The organism is Pseudoduganella sp. HUAS MS19 (assembly GCF_053615455.1).
Genome location: NZ_CM132133.1, coordinates 6,106,851 through 6,123,653, shown reverse-complemented (window position 1 = coordinate 6,123,653; position 16,803 = coordinate 6,106,851). Strand labels below are relative to the sequence as shown.

Genomic DNA, 16,803 nt, shown 5'->3' with positions numbered 1-16,803 from the left:
CGACAGGAGATAGGTCTCCCAGTGTTTAGGCGCCGTATGGCGCCTTTTTTTCGGTTCATCGCGGATGACCGGGAAGTTCGCGCCGTGCCAGCAGCGGCAAGGTCCGAATCGCCCGCTCACCCGCGAAGAGTCTTTTCACAGGTCGAGCACCAGGGTGTGGTCCAGCGAGCGGGAGCAGCAGGGCATGAACTGGTCATTGCGCGCCTTTTCCTCCTCCGTGAAGTAGCAGTCGCGATGTTCGGGGGTGCCCTCCAGGACGCCGGTAATGCAGGTGCCGCACATGCCCTCGTTGCACGAAAGCGGAATGCAGATGCCATGTTCGCCCAACACGCCGGCCACCGTCTGGTCGGCGCCGACGCGGATCACTTTGCCGGTGCTGGCAATGCGCACGTCGAAAGCGCCCGGCTCGGGCAGGTCCTGCGCCGGGGGCGCGAAGTGTTCGACATGCACGTGTGCCGATGGCCAGCCATGCGCTGCCGCGCGCTCGCGCACGTGGGCGATGAAACCTGCCGGACCGCAGACGTAGACATGCGTATCGGCGTCCGGCACCGCCAGCAGCGCGTCGGCGTTGAACAACTGGTACGGTCCCTCGTCATCGATGTGCAGCACGGCGCGGCCGGCCCACGGCGACTGGGCGATCAGGTCGAGGAAGGCGGCGCGTTCGCGCGAACGGGCGCAGTAGTGCAGCTCGAAGTCGCGGCCTTGTGCCGCCAGTTCCGCCGCCATCGCCAGCATCGGCGTGATGCCGATGCCGCCGCCCAGCAGCAAGCTGCGCCTGGCGGGAACCAGGGCGAAGTGGTTGCGCGGGGCGCTGATGCACAGCACGTCGTCGGTGACGATTTCCTCATGCATGGCACGCGAGCCGCCGCGCGACGCGGGATCGTCCAGGATGCCAAGCAGGTAGCGGCCGCGCTCCAGCGGCGAGCTGCAGATCGAATACTGGCGCACGATGCCGTTCGGCGCCTGCACGTCGATATGGGCGCCGGCAGTGAAGGGCGGCAGCGCGCCGCCGTCCAGCGCACGCAGCTCGAAGCTGGCGATGCCAAGCGCCTCTTCGCGCCGCTGCGCGACCCGCACCAGCAGCTGCGGCGCCATCGGTGCGGCTGCCATCACGCCGCCTCGGCCGGCGCGTAGGCCGCCAGCACTTCGGTCAGCGCGGCCACCAGCTGGTCGGCGTCGGCGCGCACGCGCACCACGCTGCGCAGGTACTGTTCGGTCGATCCGGCCTTGTTGCTGCATTCGCGGATCACCAGGCCATACTGCTCGAGCAGGATATCGCGTACCTGCTTGCCCGAGACGCCTTGCGGCAGTTCGCTGAACAGGAAGTTGCACTTGGACGGATAGGTCTTCAGGCCCGGTACCGTCTGCAGCTGGCGATACATGTACTCGCGGTCCTCGGCGACCTTGACGAAGCTTTGCTTGTAGAGCTCCTTGAACTGGCCGATGTTCTTCAGCACGAAGCCGGCCAAGCCGTTCACGTTCCAGTACGGGACCTTGGCGCGCAGGATGGCCGCGGCGCGCGTATTGGCCACGGCGTAGCCCAGGCGCACGCCATGCCAGCCGAGCGACTTGCCCATGCTCTTGACCACGATCACATTGGACGACTCCATCGCCAGCGCTTCCGCGCTCTCCAGGCCGGAAAACTCGATGAAGGATTCGTCGATGACCAGGCTGTCGATATCGGACAGCTCGCGCGCCATCTTGCGGATGTCGTCGCTGCTGAACCAGGCGCCGGTCGGGTTGTTCGGGTTGCAGATGACGACAGTCCGGGCGCCGGTCTCGCGCGCCCGGGCGATCACGTCGTCCGCGCCGATCACGAAGTCGCGCGCGCGCTCGCGCTGCACGAAGTGGACCGGGATGTTGAATTCCGGCGGCAGGTCGGTCCAGCGGCCAAAGGTGGGTACCGAGGTCAGGATCGGGCCGCTGCTGTCGCGGCACAGGATGGTGATGATCTCGGTGATGCCGTTGGCCACCACGATGTTCTCGGCCGGCGTGCCGACCAGGTCGGCGATCGCTTCCTGGTACACCGGCGAATAGTCCGGGTAGTACTTGAGGATATCGCCCATGTTCTGCGCAATCAGCTCCAGCATCTGCGGCGGCGGGAAGTAGGAATTGGCCGGCACGCAGAAGTCGGTCAGCTTGCCCTGGAACTTGGTGCGCGAACGGATCGCAAAAATGGACGGGTTGTGGAACCGGGTCTGGAAGATGTCCAGGTTGTTAGCAGTCATAGCATCCTCCGCTGATAATCTTGAAGTCGCCGACAATCTCGACGCTCTTGCCAAAGCGCTGTGTGATGGCGTGTTTGAGGGTGTCGCCCAGGCGGTCGCTGGCGCGATACATCACGCCCAGCACGGTGCCGCTGTGGGCGCAGTTGACGCCAAGGGCACCAAGCTCGCGGCTGACGGCCAGCATTTCGTCGAACTGCGGCTTGAGGTGGATCTGCTGGCTCAGCCTGGCGCTGGCGGTGGCCGCTTCCGCCACGGCCAGCGGGTCGGCATGGCGCAGGCCGCGCTTCAGCATGGCCAGGGCATCCTTCAGGTAGGGCTGGTTCTGGCGGTAGATGGCGCGCGCTTTCTTGCGGTCGAAGCCGATGGTGTCGATCTCGCCGCCGCAATCGACCACCAGCACATTGAGGTCGGCCGGCGCCGGCATGGAATCGATCAGGCGGCCGGTCAGGTGGTTCACTTCCGCAATGCCGGGGAAATGGACGCAGTCGGATGGTTCGATCTCGGTGACCAGGCGCGCAAACAGCTGCGCGTCCAGGCGCACCTCGGCGCTGCGGCACACGGCTTCCAGCGCGGCAGTGATGTCGGCCGAGCTGGACGCCATGCCCTTGCCGCGCGGGATGTCGCTGTGGATGGCCACCTTGTGGCCGAGGCGGAAGGCGTATTCGTGCGCGGCCAGGGAGATGGTGTCGCGGATCTTGGTAAAGCGGTTCAGGTCCGACAGGTGCAGGCCGTCGTCGGTTTCTTCGACGGTGGCGTAGGAGAACAGGTTGACCGGGCAGTTGACCAGAAAGTCCTGTTCGTCGATGGCGCCTTGCATCAGTTCACCGCAGGTGCCAGGCGCTTTCAGACGCAATGCGGAAGCTGCGTCAACGCCAATGGATGTCGCTTGCATGATGGTTTCCTTTTGGTGGGAACAACGGATGTGCGCCGGCGCGGGGCCGGCGCGTCTGGAGGGAATAGCGGATTACGCTGCGGCTTTCACTTCCTGATACAGGTTGGCGAAGTAGTCCAGCGCCTCGGGGTCGTAGTTCTTGATGAAGTCAGGCAGCGCACGAGGTTCGCCATCGAGCGCGATCGCGCGCGAGAACGGAATGGTGTCGCCGACCTGGCCCATGAAGTGGTCGACCTTGGACTGGTCGGCCTGGATCGCATGGAAAAATTCCAGGTGTTCGCGGGTGTACGGGTTGCATTCGGCGCCGTCGCACACGAAGCCCCAGTAATCCTCGTAGTCGGCCAGGCGCACCTCGTGGTATTCGGCCATCGCTTCCTCGAACGACACTTCGCCTTTCAGTACGCGGTCCAGGTAGCCTGTCACCAGTTCGGCGTCGCGCAGGGAATGGGTGATGCCCATCGCGGTCCACTGGTCCTTGAAGCTGCAGGCGTCGCCCACCAGCACCCAGCCTTTGCCATAGGTCTGGCGGTGATAGGCCACCATGCGGCCCATGGCCTTGAATTCTTCCACGCGCTTGCCCTTGGCGACCAGGTCGGCCACTTCCGGCGCCACGTAGCGGTAGGTCTTGTGGAAGTTCGCTTCCGCATCCTTGCTGAAGTCACTCCACCATGCAGTCGGCCCGTATACCAGCACCAGGTGGCGCTCTTCCATGGTCGGGAAGATGGCGGTGCCGAAGCGGCCGCGCTTGTGGATGCACAGTTCAGGCTTGTCGATGCCGCTGAAATAGCCGTAGTAGGCGAAGGTCGACTTCTCGCGCACTACGGTTTTCTCGGCGCCGACCATGCCGGCAAACTGCGACATGCGGCCATCGGCGCCAACCACCACGCGCGCACGCGCCAGCAGGGCGCCTTCCGGGCCGCTGCCGCGCACGCCGACCACCTGGCCATCTTCGATGATCAGCGACTGCACGGTGGTGGCTTCGCGCACATCGACGCCGGAAGCACGGGCTTCGTCCATCAGCACCTTGTCCAGGTAGAAGCGGCGCGGGCCCGAGTAGTAGTCGACCACGCCATGGTCGCTGCCATGCAGCTGGATGAAGCGGTCGCGGACCGCTTGGATCGGCACGCCGCCGTGTAGGCTGATGCCCTCGATCGAGACTTCCAGCTGCTTGAAGCTGGGAGTCTGCTCCAGCACCTTGCCGGCCACGCCCAGGCGGTTCAGGTAGGACATGCCGCGCGGCCAGATGAAGTGGGTCGAGTTGGTGTCGCGCGGGAAGGTGTCGCGCTCGACCATCAGTACCTTGTATCCTTTGCGGGCCAGCCAGGTGGCGGTTGGGGCGCCGGACACGCTGCCGCCCACGACGATTGCATCGAACTGTTCCATGGTGATTCCTCAGTAAGTGAAATTAGCTGGCAGGATTCAGCTGGCTTTGCGGTAGCTGAAGGCTTCGAAGGAGACGCGGTAAGTCTTGTTTTTCTCGTTATAGCGGGTGCAGTACTGGGTTGGATACCAGCCATCGGTTTGCACCGCAGCCGGCTGCTTGACCGGCGCACAATCGTCCGGCTTGGAGTCGAGATAATCCTTGCTCATCATTGGCTCGTAGAAGGTGATGCGGCCGTCGAAGGTGCCGAGGATAAAGGTATGGGTGAAGGTGCCGCCATTGAACTCCGGCGCGGTGGAATCGGCGTAGTGGTTGCCCATGTGCGCATACACCAGGTTGGTGTTGAACATGTCCGGGTGGACGTACTGCGGCGGAACCGGATTCTTGGCTTTGGCCTCGACGGCGCAATTGGTCAGGCCCGGGCAGTCGCCGGTGAACACGGCCAGCCGTTCGGTGTCGGGAATGGTGTAGAAGTGGAAGTCGAAGTGCGGGCGGTCATACACCTGGTCCGGCACGTGGCCATGCGCTTCCCAGTTGATGGTGATGTTCTTGAACTGGCTCGGGTTGGCATCGAAGTAGAGCGTGCGCGAGTGGCCGCCAACACACTCGTCATGATCGTCGATCTTGTCGTCGCGGTTCAGGTCGAGGCAGGTCTTGCCGTCGTTGAGCGGATGGTGCGGGAGGTTCTTCAAGGTCGATTCGTGGAATTCGACGCCGACGGCTTCCGGCTTGCCCTTCGGGCTGGTCTTGGTATACGCGGTGAAGCGACCGTTGCCCATCGAGGCGCTGTCGCCGTAGCGCATGCCTGGCTTGAACTTGACGGATGCTTCCTCGTCTTCGTGTGCCTGCACGTGCAGGGTGGTTGCCAGCAAGGCGATTGCGATGGCGGTAAGTTGGAGTTTCATAAGTTGGTCCTGTTTTGGTTCGTTGTCACCGGCCGCGCGCGAGGCGCGGCATCGTTTTTTTGAAATCGAGGATATGGTGACAAAACAGGATCGTGGCCACCATAGCCCACCCGGGCTAGTACTTGCAGGACGAATGGTTGCAAACGGAAAGGTTGTGCGAATCGTCCTATCGGCTTAGGAATTCTCTTATCGGCGTGCACTGTGTGATCCCATGGTGTGCACTGGCGCATGGCATACTGCGCTCTCCGATTCGATAGCAAGGAACAGGAATGGATTTTTCGCAGTCGCCCGTGCGCAGGGCTCGCCCCCTGATCGCATCCCTGGCCGTTATCGCTGCAGCCTTGCTGGTGTTGGTGGCATTGGCCTGCCAACCCTGGGTGCCTGCTGTGCCATCAACGCCGCCACCGGCCGATCCTGCCATGCTCGAAACCCACGTCAGGAAACTGTCAGTCGACTTTTATCCGCGCTCGTTCGAGCACCCTGCAAATCTGCAGCGAACAGCGGCATACATCGCCGAGCAATTCAAGAACGCCGGTGGCCAGGTGTCGATCCAGGATGTGCTGGTGGAAGGCAAGCACTATAAGAACGTCATCGGGCGCTTTGGTCCGGCGAGCGGGCGCCTGCTGGTGATTGGCGCACATTACGACAGCCACGGTGTGACGCGAGGGGCCGACGACAATGCCAGCGGCATTGCAGGCTTACTGGAATTGGCGCACCTGTTGGGCAAGTCCGGGCCGGCGCGCCCGGTTGAATTGGTGGCATATACGCTGGAAGAGCCGCCGTACTTTCGCTCACCCCATATGGGCAGCGCCTGGCATGCCCGCAGCTTGAAGTCTGCGGGCCGTGACGTGGAGTTGATGCTGTCACTGGAGACGATCGGCTACTTTAGCGACAGTCCGGGCAGCCAGGCCTACCCGCTGGCCGCGCTGAAACTCGGCTATCCGGATCGCGGCAATTTCATTGCGCTGGTGGGGCAATTCGGCGACTTTGGCCTGAGCCGTGCGGTGAAGGGGCTCATGTCGGGGGCGTCGGCGCTGCCGGTCTATTCACTCAACGCACCCAGCGCAGTGCAGGGAGTCGATTTTTCGGATCATCGCAGCTATTGGGCGCAGGGCTTTCCGGCGCTGATGGTGACCGACACGGCGTTCATGCGCAATCCGAACTATCACCGCGCCGGCGACACGTTTGACAAGCTCGATTACCAGCGCATGGCGATGGTGGTGCAGGCGGTATACGCGGTGGCGAAAGGAAAGCTGTAATCCCGCCATATTCGCGCACGGCCACGCACAAGTACGATCCCTTCAACTGCAGGCCGGCATGTCTACCTCACTTCGTAAGGGGAAACGCAGAGCGCTCGGCGAGCATAGCCCACTGCTTTTCGGTTCCATCTGCCATCGCTGCAATAGCTTTGCATTGGTCAAGGAGCTCCTGGCACCTATGTTTGGACAGCGTGATCCCTACGAAACTGCATATTTGAATCGATGAATGCGTCCGCATGCTTGCCGTTCCAGGCAAAGGCGATCTGATGTTCTGCTTCAGGGGAATAGTTGCGGACAAAGTCTCTAACAGCCAACATAGATCTCTCAGGTTGAATTTTTCCTCTGGCGGGCAGCTTCTGGCCTTCATCAACTTGCGCGGAGCTAGCCCGGTGAATAGCGAAGCACAGCGGCTGATCATCCGCGCTGGGATGCTTTGTAGTCGGACAGTGCAGTCCTTAGCGCGTTCTCTAGGTCGTCCGAGTCCTGCAATATAGCATTCCCGAGCATGGTCTGACCGCTGGATGAGGTAAGGGGCGGCTCTTGGCAGACGCCGCCGAAGGATGTTCATATCGCTCAGGTAGCTCGGAACTTGACGACCGGAAGCCGGGCAACTACTATTAATGACTCACGAGTAAGTTACCTGGAATCAACTTTTATTTAGTATGCAAGCCCCGACTGATACCAAGCCCCGCTGGGAGCGGCGCAAGGACGCGCGTCCGCAGGAACTGCTGGCGGCCGCGCTGGAGCTGTTCGTCGATCGTGGATTTGCCGCCACCCGCCTGGAGGACGTGGCGCGCGCCGCCGGCGTGTCCAAGGGTACGCTCTACCTGTATTTCGAAAACAAGCAGGAACTGTTTAAGGCCGTGGTGCGCGAAACCATCGTGCAGACCATCGGCCAGGCGGAAAGCGATGCCGCCGCCGCCCACGACACGCCCAGCGACGAACTGCTGCGCCAGATGCTGCGCCGCTGGTGGACCCAGGTCGGCGCCACCAAGGCGGCCGGCCTGACCAAGCTGATGATGGCCGAATCGGGCAATTTTCCCGAACTGGCCCGCTTCTATAACGAGGAAGTCATCGAGCGCGGCAGCGCGTTGCTGACCCGCATCCTGGAGCGCGGCGTGGCGCGCGGCGAATTCCGCCCGCTCGATCCGGCGATGATGACCAATGTACTGATCGCCCCGGTGCTGACCTTGATGATGTGGAAGCACAGCTTCTTCCCCTGCGAAACCCACGAAGGCGTCGATGCCGACGCTTTCATGGAGTCCTTCCTTGGCCTGGTGCAGCAGGGACTGGCCCCGCAAAATCCAGCTTAAATTGCCGTTTTTGGTCGTTCACCCCCCTAAATCTGCAGACTGTCGCAATTTCCCGCGATCCGTTGTCTTAATCGTTAATATGCCCACCTGACCAGACAAACGATAAAATGACGGATTATTTATCCCTCACCGAGTCAACAAAGATGAATATCGAACAAGCCCGTTTCAATATGATCGAACAGCAAATCCGCCCTTGGGATGTGCTGGATACGGACATCCTCGATCTCTTGCTGGTCGTAAAACGCGAGAATTTCGTGCCAGAAGCCTACAAGAACCTGGCTTTTGTCGACACTTTCATCCCGCTGCCGGGTGGCGAGCATATGCTGACCCCGAAGCTGGAAGCGCGCATCACGCAGGACGCGCAAATCAAGAAACATGAAAACGTGCTGCTGGTTGGCGCGGGCACCGGCTACCTGGCCGCGCTGCTGGCGCACCGTGCCCGCCACGTGACCGCCGTCGAAATCGCCCCTGAAATGAAGGCGCTGGCGGAAAAGAACCTGGCGGCAAACGGCGTTGCCAACGTGACCGTGGAACTGGGCAACGGCGCCCAGGGCTGGGCCAACGGCGCGCCGTTCGACGTGATCGTGTTCTCCGGCTCGCTGCCGGTACTGCCGGAAGCGGTGCTGCAGCAAGTGAAGGTAGGCGGCCGCATCATGGCCATCATCGGCGACTCGCCTGTGATGTCCGCGCACCGCATCACCCGCACCGGCGACCACGGTTACGACACCGTGAAACTGTTTGAGACCGATGTCAAGCCGCTCGACCTGGCGGTGAAACCTTCGGCGTTCACTTTCTGAGGGAACGCCAATGCAGCATTTGACCGCACCGGAACTGGCTGGCTGGCTCAATGACGAGGGCCGCGCCAAGCCGTTCCTGCTGGACGTGCGCGAGAACTGGGAATACGAGACCTGCCATATCGCAGGCTCGACCCTGATGCCGATGCAGACCATCCCGGCCCGCATCGACGATCTCGACGAGGATGCAGAAATCGTCTGCATCTGCCACCACGGGGCGCGCAGCCTCAACGTGGCAGCCTTCCTTGAGCATCACGGTTTCAGCAAGGTAAGCAATCTGACAGGCGGGATCCACGCCTGGGCTGTGCAGGTAGACAGCGCAATGCCGCAGTACTAGGTACTAGGCACGAAAACTAATCCTTTTTGACGACTCCAACGGAGATGCAAATGCAGAAACCCCTCCTCGCCGTGCTGGTATCCAGCGCCCTGTTCTCGCTGAATGCGCAAGCGGCCGACCTGGTCCAGGTGTACAAACAGGCGCTTGCCAACGACGCCACCTACGCCAGCGCCCGTGCTGCGCTGTCGGCCGGCCAGGAACGCACGGTGCAGGGACGTTCGCAATTGCTGCCAACTGTCGGCCTTAGCGGCAGCGTTACGAAAAACGATGGTGATGCGACGGACCGCATCAAACGCACCTCGGGTGACGTGGAAAACTACAACCACCAGATGCAGCTGCAACTGACCCAGCCCCTGTTCCGCTGGGCCAACTGGGAGAACTACCAGCAGAGCAAGCTGTCCGCCGCCGCCGCGGAAGCCGTGTTTGCACAAGCGCAGCAGGACGTGATCCTGCGCGTGTCGCAGGCCTACTTCGACGTGCTGACCGCGCAGGACAACCTGACCGCGACCCAGGCGCAGAAGGCCGCTACCACCGAACAGCTGGCATCGGCCAAGCGCAACTTTGAAGTGGGCACCCAGACCATCACCGACACGCACGAAGCACAAGCGGCGTACGACTTGGTGGTGGCGCAGGAATTCGCTGCGCAGAACGACCTGGAAGTGAAGCGCACCGCGCTGCAGCAGATCATCGGCCAGGCGCCTGGTACGCTGGCGCCGCTGCGCACCGGCGTGACCATCGCCAGCCCGCAGCCGGCAACGCTGGAGCCATGGGTGGCGGCGGCGGAAGAGCAGAACTATGGCGTGGCCGGCGCCAAGCTGAACGTAGAAATCGCCAAGCGTGAAATCAGCAAGCAGCGTGCTGGCCATATGCCGACGCTGGACCTGGTGGCGCAGAAGTCCCGCAATTCGGTGTCCGGCATTTCGCAGGCCAATAACAACGCCATCGGCGTGACCTGGAGCGTACCGATCTTCAACGGCTTCGCCGTCACCAGCAAGGTGCGCGAATCGATCGCACTGGAAGACAAGGCCCGCAACGATCTCGAGTCTTCGCGCCGCCAGGCTGCGCAGACGGCGCGCCAGGCCTTCCTCGGCGTGAACAGCGGCCTGGCCCAGGTCAAGGCGCTGGAAGCGGCCGAAGTGTCGTCCAAGTCGGCGCTGGAATCGAACAAGCTGGGTTACCAGGTGGGCGTGCGTATCAACATCGACGTGCTAAATGCTCAGCGCCAGTTGTACACCACGCAGAAGGACCTGTCGAAGGCGCGTTACGACACCATCATGAATGGCCTGCGCCTGAAGTCGGCGGCCGGTTCGCTCAAGGAGGAAGACCTGGAGCCGATCAACGCCCTGCTGCAGCACTAAGCCTCTGAACCGCCGCGGCGCCGCTCCGGCGCTGCGGCAAACTCCCCTCAGCGCAGTCCGGCTCCCTGGCCGTCGAAACTGCGTTCGATCAGTTCGATCTTGTACCCGTCCGGGTCGGTGACAAAAGCAATCACGGTGCTGCCGCCCTTGACCGGGCCCGGCTCGCGCGTGACGTTGCCGCCATTGGCGCGCACGGCCTCGCAGGCAGCCACGATGTCGGTGGCGGAAATGGCGATATGGCCGTAGGCATTGCCCATATCGTATTTCTCGACGCCGTAGTTGTAGGTCAGCTCCAGCTCCGCATGTTCCGGGTTGTGCCCGTAGCCGAGGAAGGCCAGCGTGTACTTGTATTCGGGATTGTCGCTGGTGCGCAGAAGTTGCATGCCCAGCACCTTGGTGTAGAAGTCGATGGATCGCTGCAGGTCACCAACCCGCAGCATCGTGTGTAGGATTCGCATGGCGACATTGTATTGGTTTTCTCACTCTCTCGCCGGCACCACCCGCCACACCACGTTGCCCACGTCGTCCGCCACCAGCAGGGCGCCCGTTTTATCCACCGCCACGCCGACCGGCCGCCCCTTGGCCTTGCCGTCGCGCGTCAGGAAGCCGGACAGGAAGTCCACCGGCGGCCCGGACGGGCGTCCCTCGGCAAACGGCACAAAGGCCACCTTGTAGCCGCTGAACTGCTTGCGGTTCCATGAGCCGTGCTGGCCGATGAAGGCGCCGCCTTGCCAGCTCGCGGGGAACAGCTTGGCGTCGTAGAAGGCGAGGCCGAGCGAGGCCGTGTGCCCGCCGATCGCGTAATCGGGCATCACCGCCTTCGTCACCAGGTCCGGGCGCGGCGGCTTGACGCGCGCGTCGACACGCTGGCCAAAGTAGCTGTAAGGCCAGCCGTAGAAGGCGCCGTCCTTCACCGAGGTCAGGTAGTCCGGCACCAGGTCCTCGCCCAGTTCATCGCGTTCATTCACCACGGTCCACAGCACTTTGGTCCTGGGCTCCCAGGCCATGCCGTTGGGATTGCGCAGCCCTGTCGCAAACAGGCGCGATTTGCCGGTGGCGCGCTCGTATTCCCAGATGGCAGCGCGGCCTTCTTCCTTGTCCATGCCGTTTTCGGCGACATTGCTGTTCGAGCCCACCGTGACGTACAGGAAGCGGCCATCGGGGCTGGCCGTGATGTTCTTGGTCCAGTGGTGGTTGAGCGGGCCGGCCGGCAGGTCCAGCACCTTGATGCCGGCCGCGCCGATTGAAGTTGCGCCCTCGGTATAGGGGAAACGCACCACCGCGTCGGTGTTGGCGACGTACAGGTCCTTGTCGACCAGCACCATGCCGAATGGCGAGTTGAGGTCCTTGATGAAGGTGCCGCGCGTTTTCGCCACGCCGCGCTCGTCGATATCGCGCAGCAGCGTAATCCGGTTGGCCGATGGCGTGACCGAGCCGGCCTTCTTCATCTGGTGCTTCATGATCGCACCCTTGATGCCCTTGCTGTCTTCAGGCTTGGGCGGCGCTGCCGACTCGGCGACCAGCACGTCGCCATTCGGCAGCACGTACAGCCAGCGCGGGTGGTCCAGGTCGCGCGCATAGGCGCTGACGCTGAAGCCGGCGGCCGGCAGCGGCTTGTCGTCGCCCTGCCAGCGTTCGACCGGCGCCACGTTGATGGTCGGGATCAGCTTCTTGTTCGGTTCCGGCAGGCTCGGATTGGGGCCCCAGCCCGCCGGATAGCTTTGCGCCAGCGCGGCGCCGGCGGCGATACAGGCCGCGAGGGAAAGGATGGCGGTTCGCATGCCTGGCCTCAATCGCGTTTGGTGCCGGGCAGGGGATTGGCCTGCGACGCGCTGCCGCCTTGCGGCTTTTGCAGGCCGGGCTTGCCGTGCAGGTCGGTGTCGACCAGGCCTTGCTCGATGTCCTGCGCGGCCTGGCGGATCACGCTGCGCGTCTTTTGCTGGGTCGCGCCCTGCGGCGATTCGTCGCGCTCGTGCGGCAGGCGCTTGCCGCCGCTGCGGTCCACGGGCTCCTGCGTATTGACCTTGCGGTCCTTGCTGTTCGGTTCCATGGTGTCGTCCTCCTTGGCCCATGGTAGCGAAGCCAGGTGCCTGCGGTCGCCAGTTTGACGTAGCGCAACTTCCTGGCTTGAAGGTGAGAAAGGGAGAGCTTGGCGCACTTGCTTTTGCGTTATGTTGGACCACCGTTCCCAACACGTAAGGGAGACTTCCATGCAACTGGCAAAGGCATTCATGACGCTATGCGCCGCAGCGGCGCTGCAAGTTCAGGCAGCTGCGCTGCCCAAGCTCGACATCAAACGCGACCAGACTTCGGTGTCGGGGCTGTCTTCCGGCGCCTACATGGCGGTGCAATTCCATGTCGCCAATTCATCCTTCGTCAAGGGGGCCGGGATCGTGGCGGGAGGCCCGTACTATTGCGCGCAGGACAGCCAGGAGACGGCAACCGCTATTTGCAGCTGTACCGGTTTGTTGACCTGCAGGCCGGACCAGGCCGCGCAGTTTATCCCGCGCCTGGTACAGATTACCGACCAGCGCGCCAGCCAGAACCTGATCGATCCCACCAGCAACCTGGCCGCGGCGCGCGTCTGGCTGTTTGCCGGCAGCGCGGACAATGTGGTGCCACCGTCCGTCATGCAGGCGCTGGACAGCTACTACAAGAACTATGTCCCCAGCGCCAATATCGCCCTGGAACGCAGCATCCCGGCCCAGCATGCGATGCCGACCGATTCGTTTGGCAATGCCTGCGCGTTCCGCGGCGATCCCTTCATCAACGACTGCGACTTCGACGGGGCGGGCCAGTTGCTCGAGTGGATCTATGGCAGCCTCAATCCGAAGAATACGGGCACCTTGACGGGACAGTTGCTGTCGTTCGATCAAGGCCAGTTCCTGGCCAATCCGACGGCCCATGGCATGTCGGCCAACGGCTGGGTATATGTACCGGCTTTCTGCGCGCAAAACGGCGGTTGCCGGCTGCATGTCGTGTTCCACGGCTGCAAACAGTATCCGGATGCGCCACTGGCCACCGGCCCGGGCGGCAAGTTCGGCGATACCTTCGCACGCCACAGCGGCTACAACGCCTGGGCCGATGCCAACCATATCGTGGTGTTGTATCCGCAGGCCAACGCCATGAATAGCGGCACGCGCCTGCCGCGCTCGAACCCGAATGGCTGCTGGGACTGGTGGGGATATGGCGATGCCGACTACGCGGTCAAGAGCGGGCGGCAGATGGCGGCAGTCGGGCTGATGGTCAACCGCCTGGCGGGCATGGCGACGCCACCGCCGCCTCCCGGTTACTGCGGCAAGGAAACCGTCGGCAAGCATGTTGCGGCGGGACGTGCCAGTTCGCTGTTCTTCTGGTGGTACTTTGCCGCCGGTTCGGGTGATTACCTGGGCATGGATGCGGGCGCGGAAGCGACGCTGCAGGAATCCCCGCCGGGCGTCTTCACGAAGGTGGCCGCCTGTCCGCCGCCCCCGGCTTAGCGGTGGGGCAAGGTGCAATTCTTGCTGGAAATCTGTAGCATTGCAGGAATGGAAACCACAACCGCCTCCCAGTGCCGCAACTGCGGCGCGAACACGACCGGCAACTACTGCCATATGTGCGGGCAGGAGACGCACCTGCACGCACCCAGCTTCAGCGAGTTCATGCATGAATTCATTGGCCACTACGTTGCCCTGGAAGGACGCTTGTGGGGGACTATTTCGCGCCTGCTGTTCCGCCCCGGCCTGCTGACCGCCGAGTACCTGGCCGGACGCCGCAAGCGCTATGTCGAGCCGTTGCGCCTGTACCTCTCGCTGAGCATCATCTTTTTCGCGGTGCTGAAGTTCAGCGATGCCGGCGTTGCTACGGTTGACCCCCGCCCATTGCCGCCTGGGGCGACGCAGCAGGTCGTGCCGGCGAAGGAACAGCCTGCCATTGTCAACGAAAGGCTGCAGCAGGTGCTGGAAAAGCAGACGCCCGGCATCTCCCACGCCATCGAGCGCTTCGACAAGATGGATGACCGCGCGAAGAGCGCTGTGATGCAGGCGGGCTTCTATAAGTACGCGCCCTATGCGATTTTCCTGCTGATGCCGATCTTTGCGTTATGGCTCAAGTTGCTCTACCTCGGCACCGGCAAGAAATACGGCGAGCATATGCTGTTCGCGCTGCACACCAATGCATTTGCGTTCGTGATGCTTGGCGTGTTCATCTTCCTGCCAGATGGCTTCCTGAAGTTTGTGACCCTGTGCTGGGTGGCCGGCTACCTGCCGTGGGCGATGCAGCGTGTCTATCGGAAGGGGAAGTGGGGCACGTTCTGGCGCTGGCTGCTGCTGGGCGTATTGCATGGCGTTTCGCTGGCCATCGCCATCCTGGGCGTGATGGGGCTGGGGATTATCTCCGCCCATTAAGCCGCGCAAAGGCCGCGACTTCCCGCGCGGCCTGCTCGGGCGCCGTTTGCAGCAGGAAGTGCGGCGTATCGAATTCAACGGTCCTGCCCGCCGGCTGGATGTCTGCGATCAATTCGGCCGCAGCGCGTGGAACCAGCCGGTCGCGCGCCGCGCGCAAGTACAGGACCGGGACTTCGCAGGCCGCCAGGCGCGCGCAAACATCGACGGAAAGCACCGCGCGCATGCGCGCCCGCAGTGCTGGCGTAGTCACCTGGTCGAGCGTTCGCTTGAAGGCCGCACGCATTTGGGGCGGCACCAGCCAGCCGGCTGGCAGCATCTTGAGCGGCAGAGTTCCGGCGAAGCGCTTTAGCGCCGCCAACGCCGGCCTTGGGTTTCGCGCGAACGTGCAGCACAACACCAGCCCTTGCAACTGGCCAGGGGAAGCCGCAGCAATTGAAATGGCAATCGGCCCAGAGAAGGATTCTCCCAGCATGACATAGGGCCGGTCGCCTGGGATCGAGGCTCGCGCGATTTCCTCCAGCACGTCGTATCCTCCACAGTGATCGCCCGGATAGCGCACTACCCGTACCTCAAATTCATCGCCAAGTGCCGCGATGAAGGGCTCAAACAGCTCGCCGGTACCGTCCATGCCAGGCAACAGTACAAGGACTGGCTTAAGCATGACGCCTGCGAAGCAAGCTGGCCAGCCAGAGGAAAAAGGCGGGCGTCAGCGGTAGAAGGCCAAACCCAAGGAGCCCCGCCAGAATTCCATCAATCGACAGTTTGGCGAGGAAATGCAGGACAACCATGGCGCAGATGTTGGCAGCCGCAAATACCACGGACCAGGCCAGCCATCTTGATGGCCCGGCGATCGCCAGGCCGATGAAGAATGTCACGAGGAAGGCGGCGATGGCCAGGCGCGTTTCAATTAACAGCGCCATTATGAAAACTGCTGCCAGGGGAGGCAGTACAGCTTTCACGGCCTTTTTCAGCGCTTGCATTTAGTAGTCGAACTTGGTGCTGCGGACATTTTTGCCGGCGCGCCGGGTGCGTTCAGCAGCCTGGCGGGCTTCGGTTTCGGCACGTTGGCGCTGGCGCTCTGCTTCGGCGGCTTGCGCCTTGGCGGCGCGCTCGGCGTAGACGGTGTCGAGACGGCGTTGCGACTCGAAGCGCTCGCTGATGTTCTGGAAGTGAATGGCTTGCTGACCCAGCGCCACCACCCAGGCAATCGCCAGTGCCCAAAGCACGAAGGTGTAGAACGATTGCCAAGACCCGAACGAACCCTCCAGCAGGGGCCGCGCATGACCCAGAGCGCTCTGGCCGACAAACGCCAGCAAGCCAGCCATGACGCCCAGAACCACCGTGCCAAGCAACTGCCGCTTGGCCTGCTGGCGCATCTGGTCAAGTTCGAATTGGGCTTCTGATACGGAATCCATGGCGTGGCGAGAAGGACGGGCATTAATGGTTGAATTTTACATCAACCTTGCCACCCGGAAAGCCTTCGCTCGCCCGCTGTTGAGATGGATCAGCACCCGCGATGCGGCCCGCGCCCGGTGCCTCACTCCGCAGCAGTCGGCTGCCACAGCTCGACCTTATTCCCGTCCGGATCGATAAACCAGCCAAAGCGGCCGTAGTCGAACGACTGGGCATCGCCCACCAGCGTGCCGCCGCCATCGGCCACCTGCTTCAGCGCGCCGTCCAGGTCATCCACAATGAAATTGATCATGAAGTCGCGCTTGGACGGGGCGAAGTAGGAAGTCGTGCTCTTGAAAGGACTGAACACCGTGGCGCCGTTCGACGGCATGGTGGCAGGAGCAAACGAGGCATATTCCTTGGCCTGGTCCGGCAAACCCAGGCAGGCCTGGTACCAGGCCATCAGCGCAACCGGGTCCTTGGACTTGAAGAAAATCCCGCCAATGCCCAATGCTTTTGCCATACCAGTCCCCCTTGTTATATACTGTGCAAACATACA

General features: G+C 62.7%; 19 protein-coding genes. 7 read left to right on the top strand and 12 right to left on the bottom strand.

Annotated features, from left to right (window positions below; translation table 11 throughout):
* Positions 1 to 135 precede the first annotated feature (135 nt).
* The 5 genes from ACWBU6_RS28100 to ACWBU6_RS28080 all read right to left on the bottom strand — a co-directional run bounded on the left by ACWBU6_RS28100 (position 136) and on the right by ACWBU6_RS28080 (position 5,406).
* Positions 136 to 1,110: a PDR/VanB family oxidoreductase gene (locus tag ACWBU6_RS28100; protein WP_452646615.1), complete on the bottom strand. Its 975-nt coding sequence runs from the start codon at positions 1,108 to 1,110 to the stop codon at positions 136 to 138.
* Entirely contained in the window at positions 1,110 to 2,228 is a 1,119-nt protein-coding gene (locus ACWBU6_RS28095) for a pyridoxal phosphate-dependent aminotransferase (RefSeq protein ID WP_452646614.1), read from the bottom strand. The genes ACWBU6_RS28100 and ACWBU6_RS28095 overlap by 1 nt, the downstream gene beginning before the upstream one ends.
* Positions 2,218 to 3,120: a GHMP family kinase ATP-binding protein gene (locus tag ACWBU6_RS28090; protein ID WP_452646613.1), complete on the bottom strand. Its 903-nt coding sequence runs from the start codon at positions 3,118 to 3,120 to the stop codon at positions 2,218 to 2,220. The genes ACWBU6_RS28095 and ACWBU6_RS28090 overlap by 11 nt, the downstream gene beginning before the upstream one ends.
* A gap of 72 nt (positions 3,121 to 3,192) precedes the next feature.
* Positions 3,193 to 4,503, bottom strand: a complete 1,311-nt coding sequence (locus ACWBU6_RS28085; protein ID WP_452646612.1) for an NAD(P)/FAD-dependent oxidoreductase — start codon at positions 4,501 to 4,503, stop codon at positions 3,193 to 3,195.
* 36 nt (positions 4,504 to 4,539) lie between these two features.
* The gene (locus tag ACWBU6_RS28080; protein ID WP_452646611.1) at positions 4,540 to 5,406 is read right to left on the bottom strand and encodes a hypothetical protein; all 867 of its coding nucleotides are present in this window, start codon (positions 5,404 to 5,406) and stop codon (positions 4,540 to 4,542) included.
* A gap of 269 nt (positions 5,407 to 5,675) precedes the next feature.
* On the opposite strand from ACWBU6_RS28080, the gene ACWBU6_RS28075 reads away from it, so the two are divergent.
* From ACWBU6_RS28075 to ACWBU6_RS28055, 5 genes are all read left to right on the top strand, one after another.
* Positions 5,676 to 6,665 (top strand): M28 family peptidase, encoded by a 990-nt coding sequence (locus ACWBU6_RS28075; protein WP_452646610.1) that lies wholly within the window; start codon positions 5,676 to 5,678, stop codon positions 6,663 to 6,665.
* 662 nt (positions 6,666 to 7,327) lie between these two features.
* Positions 7,328 to 7,978 (top strand): TetR/AcrR family transcriptional regulator, encoded by a 651-nt coding sequence (locus ACWBU6_RS28070; RefSeq protein ID WP_452646609.1) that lies wholly within the window; start codon positions 7,328 to 7,330, stop codon positions 7,976 to 7,978.
* 143 nt (positions 7,979 to 8,121) lie between these two features.
* Positions 8,122 to 8,775, top strand: a complete 654-nt coding sequence (locus tag ACWBU6_RS28065; RefSeq protein ID WP_452646608.1) for a protein-L-isoaspartate O-methyltransferase family protein — start codon at positions 8,122 to 8,124, stop codon at positions 8,773 to 8,775.
* A 10-nt stretch (positions 8,776 to 8,785) separates the two neighbouring features.
* Positions 8,786 to 9,109, top strand: a complete 324-nt coding sequence (locus tag ACWBU6_RS28060) for a rhodanese-like domain-containing protein (RefSeq protein ID WP_452646607.1) — start codon at positions 8,786 to 8,788, stop codon at positions 9,107 to 9,109.
* Positions 9,110 to 9,159: 50 nt separating this feature from the next.
* Positions 9,160 to 10,467: a TolC family outer membrane protein gene (locus ACWBU6_RS28055; RefSeq protein ID WP_452646606.1), complete on the top strand. Its 1,308-nt coding sequence runs from the start codon at positions 9,160 to 9,162 to the stop codon at positions 10,465 to 10,467.
* 47 nt (positions 10,468 to 10,514) lie between these two features.
* Here the strand turns inward: ACWBU6_RS28055 and gloA are convergent, their stop codons facing one another.
* The 3 genes from gloA to ACWBU6_RS28040 are packed head-to-tail and all read right to left on the bottom strand — an operon-like array spanning position 10,515 to position 12,517.
* Positions 10,515 to 10,925: a lactoylglutathione lyase gene (gene gloA, locus ACWBU6_RS28050; protein WP_452646605.1), complete on the bottom strand. Its 411-nt coding sequence runs from the start codon at positions 10,923 to 10,925 to the stop codon at positions 10,515 to 10,517.
* A 21-nt stretch (positions 10,926 to 10,946) separates the two neighbouring features.
* Entirely contained in the window at positions 10,947 to 12,248 is a 1,302-nt protein-coding gene (locus ACWBU6_RS28045) for a PQQ-dependent sugar dehydrogenase (RefSeq protein WP_452646604.1), read from the bottom strand.
* 8 nt (positions 12,249 to 12,256) lie between these two features.
* Complete coding sequence (locus ACWBU6_RS28040) at positions 12,257 to 12,517, bottom strand: hypothetical protein (protein WP_452646603.1); 261 nt, start codon at positions 12,515 to 12,517, stop codon at positions 12,257 to 12,259.
* 160 nt (positions 12,518 to 12,677) lie between these two features.
* Here ACWBU6_RS28040 and ACWBU6_RS28035 point away from each other — a divergent pair, with 160 nt between their 5' ends.
* Positions 12,678 to 13,946: an extracellular catalytic domain type 2 short-chain-length polyhydroxyalkanoate depolymerase gene (locus ACWBU6_RS28035; RefSeq protein ID WP_452646602.1), complete on the top strand. Its 1,269-nt coding sequence runs from the start codon at positions 12,678 to 12,680 to the stop codon at positions 13,944 to 13,946.
* Between the two features lie 48 nt (positions 13,947 to 13,994).
* Positions 13,995 to 14,852: a DUF3667 domain-containing protein gene (locus ACWBU6_RS28030; RefSeq protein WP_452646601.1), complete on the top strand. Its 858-nt coding sequence runs from the start codon at positions 13,995 to 13,997 to the stop codon at positions 14,850 to 14,852.
* Here ACWBU6_RS28030 and ACWBU6_RS28025 read toward each other — a convergent pair.
* The 4 genes from ACWBU6_RS28025 to ACWBU6_RS28010 form a co-directional block, all read right to left on the bottom strand.
* Positions 14,836 to 15,513 (bottom strand): alpha/beta fold hydrolase, encoded by a 678-nt coding sequence (locus tag ACWBU6_RS28025; protein WP_452646600.1) that lies wholly within the window; start codon positions 15,511 to 15,513, stop codon positions 14,836 to 14,838. The genes ACWBU6_RS28030 and ACWBU6_RS28025 overlap by 17 nt on opposite strands.
* Positions 15,506 to 15,832 carry a hypothetical protein gene (locus tag ACWBU6_RS28020; protein WP_452646599.1) on the bottom strand — a complete coding sequence of 109 codons (327 nt, stop codon included), beginning with the start codon at positions 15,830 to 15,832 and terminating at the stop codon, positions 15,506 to 15,508. Before ACWBU6_RS28020 ends, ACWBU6_RS28025 begins: the two co-directional genes overlap by 8 nt.
* Complete coding sequence (locus tag ACWBU6_RS28015; protein ID WP_452646598.1) at positions 15,833 to 16,267, bottom strand: hypothetical protein; 435 nt, start codon at positions 16,265 to 16,267, stop codon at positions 15,833 to 15,835.
* A gap of 122 nt (positions 16,268 to 16,389) precedes the next feature.
* Entirely contained in the window at positions 16,390 to 16,767 is a 378-nt protein-coding gene (locus ACWBU6_RS28010; RefSeq protein ID WP_452646597.1) for a VOC family protein, read from the bottom strand.
* Positions 16,768 to 16,803: the final 36 nt, after the last annotated feature.

Bases quoted from the DNA above. Each gene is read 5' to 3' on its own strand.
- ACWBU6_RS28100 (WP_452646615.1), bottom strand. From the start codon at position 1,110: ATGGCAGCCGCACCGATGGCGCCGCAGCTGCTGGTGCGGGTCGCGCAG.
- ACWBU6_RS28095 (WP_452646614.1), bottom strand. From the start codon at position 2,228: ATGACTGCTAACAACCTGGACATCTTCCAGACCCGGTTCCACAACCCG.
- ACWBU6_RS28090 (WP_452646613.1), bottom strand. From the start codon at position 3,120: ATGCAAGCGACATCCATTGGCGTTGACGCAGCTTCCGCATTGCGTCTG.
- ACWBU6_RS28085 (WP_452646612.1), bottom strand. From the start codon at position 4,503: ATGGAACAGTTCGATGCAATCGTCGTGGGCGGCAGCGTGTCCGGCGCC.
- ACWBU6_RS28080 (WP_452646611.1), bottom strand. From the start codon at position 5,406: ATGAAACTCCAACTTACCGCCATCGCAATCGCCTTGCTGGCAACCACC.
- ACWBU6_RS28075 (WP_452646610.1), top strand. From the start codon at position 5,676: ATGGATTTTTCGCAGTCGCCCGTGCGCAGGGCTCGCCCCCTGATCGCA.
- ACWBU6_RS28070 (WP_452646609.1), top strand. From the start codon at position 7,328: ATGCAAGCCCCGACTGATACCAAGCCCCGCTGGGAGCGGCGCAAGGAC.
- ACWBU6_RS28065 (WP_452646608.1), top strand. From the start codon at position 8,122: ATGAATATCGAACAAGCCCGTTTCAATATGATCGAACAGCAAATCCGC.
- ACWBU6_RS28060 (WP_452646607.1), top strand. From the start codon at position 8,786: ATGCAGCATTTGACCGCACCGGAACTGGCTGGCTGGCTCAATGACGAG.
- ACWBU6_RS28055 (WP_452646606.1), top strand. From the start codon at position 9,160: ATGCAGAAACCCCTCCTCGCCGTGCTGGTATCCAGCGCCCTGTTCTCG.
- gloA (WP_452646605.1), bottom strand. From the start codon at position 10,925: ATGCGAATCCTACACACGATGCTGCGGGTTGGTGACCTGCAGCGATCC.
- ACWBU6_RS28045 (WP_452646604.1), bottom strand. From the start codon at position 12,248: ATGCGAACCGCCATCCTTTCCCTCGCGGCCTGTATCGCCGCCGGCGCC.
- ACWBU6_RS28040 (WP_452646603.1), bottom strand. From the start codon at position 12,517: ATGGAACCGAACAGCAAGGACCGCAAGGTCAATACGCAGGAGCCCGTG.
- ACWBU6_RS28035 (WP_452646602.1), top strand. From the start codon at position 12,678: ATGCAACTGGCAAAGGCATTCATGACGCTATGCGCCGCAGCGGCGCTG.
- ACWBU6_RS28030 (WP_452646601.1), top strand. From the start codon at position 13,995: ATGGAAACCACAACCGCCTCCCAGTGCCGCAACTGCGGCGCGAACACG.
- ACWBU6_RS28025 (WP_452646600.1), bottom strand. From the start codon at position 15,513: ATGCTTAAGCCAGTCCTTGTACTGTTGCCTGGCATGGACGGTACCGGC.
- ACWBU6_RS28020 (WP_452646599.1), bottom strand. From the start codon at position 15,832: ATGCAAGCGCTGAAAAAGGCCGTGAAAGCTGTACTGCCTCCCCTGGCA.
- ACWBU6_RS28015 (WP_452646598.1), bottom strand. From the start codon at position 16,267: ATGGATTCCGTATCAGAAGCCCAATTCGAACTTGACCAGATGCGCCAG.
- ACWBU6_RS28010 (WP_452646597.1), bottom strand. From the start codon at position 16,767: ATGGCAAAAGCATTGGGCATTGGCGGGATTTTCTTCAAGTCCAAGGAC.